Origin of the sequence: Herbaspirillum sp. B65, from assembly GCF_000333555.1 — a bacterium.
GTDB classification, from domain to species: Bacteria; Pseudomonadota; Gammaproteobacteria; order Burkholderiales; family Burkholderiaceae_D; genus Herbaspirillum; species Herbaspirillum rubrisubalbicans.
In genome coordinates this window covers 1-4,690 of the sequence record NZ_BADI01000826.1, presented here as the reverse complement: position 1 = coordinate 4,690, position 4,690 = coordinate 1, and the positions used below count along the sequence as shown (strand labels likewise).

Sequence of the window (4,690 nt, the reverse complement as noted above, 5' to 3'; positions counted from 1 at the left end):
TGATCTTGATGGCCGGACGCACACCGATCCATTCGACGAACATGCCTTGCAAGGCGCCAAAGACCAGCACGATGGGGATCATCAGCCAGTAATTGAGATAGGGCCCGCCGTGGATGTTGCCCACCACGGAAAGTCCGACCAGGGCGCCCAGCATCAGGGCTTCACCCTGGCCGAAGTTGAGGGTGCCGGAGGTGGCAAAGGTCAGTTGGTAACCGAAGGCGATGACGGCATAGATCATGCCCAGCGCAATCCCGGAGAAGACCAGTTGTAAGAGGATATCCATTGTATTTCCCAAGAAGCGGCTACCGCCGGGTGGCGGCGTAGAGCTGCAACGATCCTGCGGCGCCGACGTCGGGCCGTTAAAAAATCGTCAACAGATCGTGTAAAAAAGGCCAGCCCCCGGATCGCAAGGACTGGCCTCTTCGACTACTGTGCGTGAAGCGAGTCGAGTCTTATTTGCCGAGGATGACGCGGCCGTTCTTGACCTCGCCCATCACGACCATGGCCGGCTTGATGGCTTCGTGATCGTCGTGGGTGAACGGTTTGTCATAGGTGGTAACCACGCCTTCGACCTTGGTGTTCAGGTTTTCCAGCGCAGCGCGGACCTTTTCGCCATCGGTGCTGCCCGCCTGCTTGATGGCAGCGGCCAGCAGCAGGATGGAGTCGTAGCCTTGGGCAGCCGAGACGGCCGAGGGCATACGATCAACCTTGTAGGCCTTCTGGTAGGCCTCGATGAAGGCCTTGCGCTTGGGCGTATTGCCGTCCTGGATGAAGGTTTGCGGCATCCGGGCGCCATTGCCGTTCTTGCCGGAGTTATCGATGAAGTTGCCCATGGACAGCGGCCAGCTGCCGATGATGGGCACGTGCCAGTTCAGCTTTTCCATGCCGTTGGCGATCTGCGCCAGTTCCGGGCCGATGCCGTAGGTCAGCACGGCCTGGGCGCCGCCCTGCTTGGACTTGAGCAGTTGGGCCGTCATGTCGACGTCCTTGATGTTGTACTTTTCGACGGCCACCGGGGTGACCTTCTTGTCGGCCAGCACCTTCTCCAGATCTTCGCGGCCGAGCTGGCCATAGTTGGTGGAGTCGGCCAGAATGGCGACCTTGCTGAACTTCTGCTTGTCCACCGCTTCATCGGCGATCATCTTGGCCTGGATCTTGTCGGCGGCCGAGGTGCGGAAGATGTAGTTGTCCTTTTCCTTCTCGAACTGCTTGGTGATCACGGTACCGGTGGCCACGTTGTTGATCACCGGAATCTTGGCTTCCTGGTAGAAGCGCTGCGAGGCCAGGGCCACGCCGGTGTTGATGAAGCCGACGGTGGCGACCACCTTTTCCTTGTTGATCAGTTCCTGGGCGATCTGCACGCCGCGCTCGTTCTTGGCTTCGTCGTCGCGCTCGATCAGTTGGATCTGGCGTCCCAGCACGCCGCCGGCGGCATTGATCTCGGCCACGGCCAGCTTGACGCCGTCGCGCATGGAAACCCCCATCGGCGCCGAACCACCGGTATAGGGGCCGGAAACCCCGATCTTGATCGAATCGGCCGCCTGCAAAGTGAGCGCCAGGCTCATCAGGGCAGCCGCACAAAGGCTGGGGTCTTGTATGTCATGTCATCCTCCAGAATGTAGTTGTTGGCTAGCTCATCGCAGACGGGCTATGCGCTTTTGGATATCCGCTCGCTGTGAAACGAATTCTCCGCTCCCTCCGCTCTATGGCGGTTCCTCGCGGGAGTGTCGGGCCGATTCTGTGCCAGTTTCCTTGCGCCAAACTTACAAGCTTGTCAGGAGCTGTCGCAGCCTTTCGGGCCACGCAGTGGATTTTTCTTTCTCGAAATCGACCCAGACGATCTTTGCAGCACCGTCAGCATAAATGATCTGTTCATCGGCAGCGTCGCGGATGACATACGTAGTTTCCACACTCGTGCGCCCCACCTGGCCGGCATTCATCTGCACCGCGATGGTGGCGGGATACTTCATCTGACGCCTGAAGTTGCAGTGGGCATTGACGATCACCGGGCCTTCCCGGCCGGCGATGGTGGAACCGAAGACCTCTTCCAGCCACTCGATACGGCACTGCTCCATGAAGCGGAAATAGATCGTGTTGTTGACATGGCCGAAGGCATCCATGTCACCCCAGCGGATGCTTTGGCGGGAGACGTATAACTGCTTCGGTGCGGCCTGTGGGTGGAGGCTCATGGCTGGTCCTTTCCGATTTGATTCATCTATGAATGTAATTTTTTTCATGCGCCACGGTGCGGGCGTGTCGCTTTTCTGACGCAATAAGGATATGAAGTGTTTTGCAATGGTGGTGAGGTGCACGACCAAAATCCCATAAAATACGGCACTTTCACCAGACCTTCAGGCTTGGGCAATTCGAACAAGTCGACCGCGCAGCGGACGGTTTCGCCTACATTGCTGCCACCATGAATGGCCAAAAGCGCATAAAAAGCCCGGCGAAATGAGCGCTACCCTCTAGCGTTCCTTCGAAAAATACTTAACAATAGCACGATCGTTCGAAAACAGGCAGTTCACATCACACGGGACACCCATGACTTCTACTCAAGACTTGCTCGCACAATACGGCCCTCGCGAATCGATGGAATATGACGTAGTCATCGTCGGCGGCGGCCCGGCCGGCCTGTCGGCGGCGATCCGCCTCAAACAGCTGGCCGCCCAACAAAATCGTGAAGTCGCGGTGTGCGTGCTGGAAAAAGGCAGCGAAGTCGGCGCCCATATCCTCTCCGGCGCCGTGATGGACCCGCGTGCGCTGAGCGAGCTGATCCCTGACTGGAAGGAGCAAGGCGCACCGTTGCATACGCCGGTGACCGAAGACCGCTTCCTGTTCCTCTCCGCCACCAAGGCCTACAAGACGCCCAACTGGCTCTTGCCCACCTGTTTCCAGAACCACGGCAACTACGTCATTTCGCTCTCCAACGTCACCCGCTGGCTGGGCCAGCAGGCCGAGGCGCTGGGCGTGGAAATCTTCCCCGGCTTTCCGGCGGCCGAAGTGCTCTATCACGAGGATGGCTCGGTCAAGGGCGTGGCCACCGGCAACCTGGGCATCAACAAGGAAGGCGAACCCACCTCCGAATTCCAGCTCGGCATGGAGTTGCACGCCAAGTACACCTTCTTCGCCGAAGGGGCGCGCGGCCATCTGGGCAAGCAATTGATCGCCAAGTACCAGCTTGATGAAGGTCGCGATCCGCAGACCTATGCCATCGGCATCAAGGAGCTGTGGGAAGTGAAGCCGGAAGTGCACCAGCCCGGCCTGGTGGTGCATACGGCCGGCTGGCCGCTGCCGCATGACACCTATGGCGGCTCGTTCCTGTATCACCTGGAAAACAACCAGGTGGCGGTCGGTTATGTGGTCGGCCTGGCCTACCAGAATCCCTACCTGTCGCCCTTCGAGGAATTCCAGCGCTACAAGACCCACCCCGAAATCCGCAAGTTCTTCGAAGGCGGCAAGCGCCTCTCCTATGGCGCCCGCGCCATCACCGCAGGCGGCGTGCAGTCGCTGCCCAAGCTGGTATTTCCGGGGGGCGCCCTGCTGGGCTGCGATGCCGGTTTCCTCAACGCCTCGCGCATCAAGGGCAGTCATGCTGCCATCAAGAGTGGGATGCTGGCCGCCGAAGCCGCCTTCCAGGCGCTGGGCGAGAACCGCCAGGGCGACGAACTGGCCGCCTACCCGGCCGCCTTCGACGCCTCCTGGCTGAAGGAAGAATTGCACAAGGCGCGCAACTTCAAGCCCTCGATGAGCCGTGGCCTGGTCACCGGTACGCTGCTGGTGGGTATCGACCAGGTGCTCTTCGGTGGCAAGGCCCCGTGGACGCTGCGTCATACCCATGCCGACCACGAATGCCTGCGCCCAGCCTCGGACTTCGCGCCGATTGCCTATCCCAAGCCGGACGGCAAGCTGACCTTCGACCGCCTCTCTTCGGTGTTCATCTCCAACACCAACCACGGCGAAGACCAGCCGGCCCATCTGACCTTGAAGGATAAGAACGTGCCGGTGCAGATCAACCTGGCCAAGTATGCCGGCCCGGAAGCGCGCTACTGCCCGGCAGGCGTCTATGAATTCGTCAAGAACGAGGACCATTCCGACCGCCTGCAGATCAATGCGCAGAACTGCGTGCACTGCAAGACCTGCGATATCAAGGATCCGACCCAGAACATCGTCTGGGTGACGCCTGAAGGCGGTGGCGGGCCGAATTACTCGGGCATGTAAGCAGCAGCCCTACCCCGCTTAGAAAAAACAAAGCCGCATCCTCGGAGGCGGCTTTTTCATGTCGGCGGGCTTTGGCTTCAGATGCCGGCAGGACGCTCAGGCGGCGTCCAGCTACCGTTGACGATCTTCTCCAACCAGAACACGCCGATCACCGTCTTCACATCGGTGATCTGGCCATTGCGCACCTGTTCCAGCAGCTCGGCCAGCGGCGCCTTGTAGATGTCGAGGAACTCACCTTCATCCAGTTGCCGCTCACCTTCCTTGAGGCCACGCGCTACATACAGCACCAGGTGCTCATCCGAATAGGCAATGGCATTGTGGATGGTGCAGACGTATTGCCATTGGCTGGCGGTATAGCCGGTTTCTTCCTGCAGTTCGCGCTTGGCGCAGTCGAGGCTGTCTTCACCCGGATCGAGCTTGCCGGCCGGGAATTCGATGAAGACGCGATCCAGCGGATAGCGGAACGGCGTCC

At 59.9% G+C, this 4,690-nt stretch carries 5 protein-coding genes; 1 reads left to right on the top strand and 4 read right to left on the bottom strand.

Features of this window, described 5'->3' with window-relative positions:
• The 3 genes from I5W_RS19720 to I5W_RS19710 all read right to left on the bottom strand — a co-directional run.
• The coding region (locus tag I5W_RS19720) for an ABC transporter permease subunit (protein ID WP_044530505.1) at window positions 1-283 on the bottom strand (283 nt) is incomplete at its 3' end.
• Window positions 284-452: 169 nt separating this feature from the next.
• Complete coding sequence (locus I5W_RS19715) at window positions 453-1,565, bottom strand: ABC transporter substrate-binding protein (RefSeq protein WP_044530504.1); 1,113 nt, start codon at window positions 1,563-1,565, stop codon at window positions 453-455.
• Window positions 1,566-1,763: 198 nt separating this feature from the next.
• Window positions 1,764-2,189, bottom strand: coding sequence for an acyl-CoA thioesterase (locus I5W_RS19710; RefSeq protein WP_044530503.1), 426 nt, complete (start codon window positions 2,187-2,189; stop codon window positions 1,764-1,766).
• A 352-nt stretch (window positions 2,190-2,541) separates the two neighbouring features.
• On the opposite strand from I5W_RS19710, the gene I5W_RS19705 reads away from it, so the two are divergent.
• Entirely contained in the window at window positions 2,542-4,218 is a 1,677-nt protein-coding gene (locus tag I5W_RS19705; RefSeq protein ID WP_044530502.1) for an electron transfer flavoprotein-ubiquinone oxidoreductase, read from the top strand.
• A 77-nt stretch (window positions 4,219-4,295) separates the two neighbouring features.
• Here I5W_RS19705 and I5W_RS19700 read toward each other — a convergent pair.
• The coding region (locus I5W_RS19700) for an NUDIX domain-containing protein (RefSeq protein WP_044530501.1) at window positions 4,296-4,690 on the bottom strand (395 nt) is incomplete at its 5' end.

Bases quoted from the DNA above. Each gene is read 5' to 3' on its own strand.
- I5W_RS19715 (WP_044530504.1), bottom strand. From the start codon at position 1,565: ATGAGCCTGGCGCTCACTTTGCAGGCGGCCGATTCGATCAAGATCGGG.
- I5W_RS19710 (WP_044530503.1), bottom strand. From the start codon at position 2,189: ATGAGCCTCCACCCACAGGCCGCACCGAAGCAGTTATACGTCTCCCGC.
- I5W_RS19705 (WP_044530502.1), top strand. From the start codon at position 2,542: ATGACTTCTACTCAAGACTTGCTCGCACAATACGGCCCTCGCGAATCG.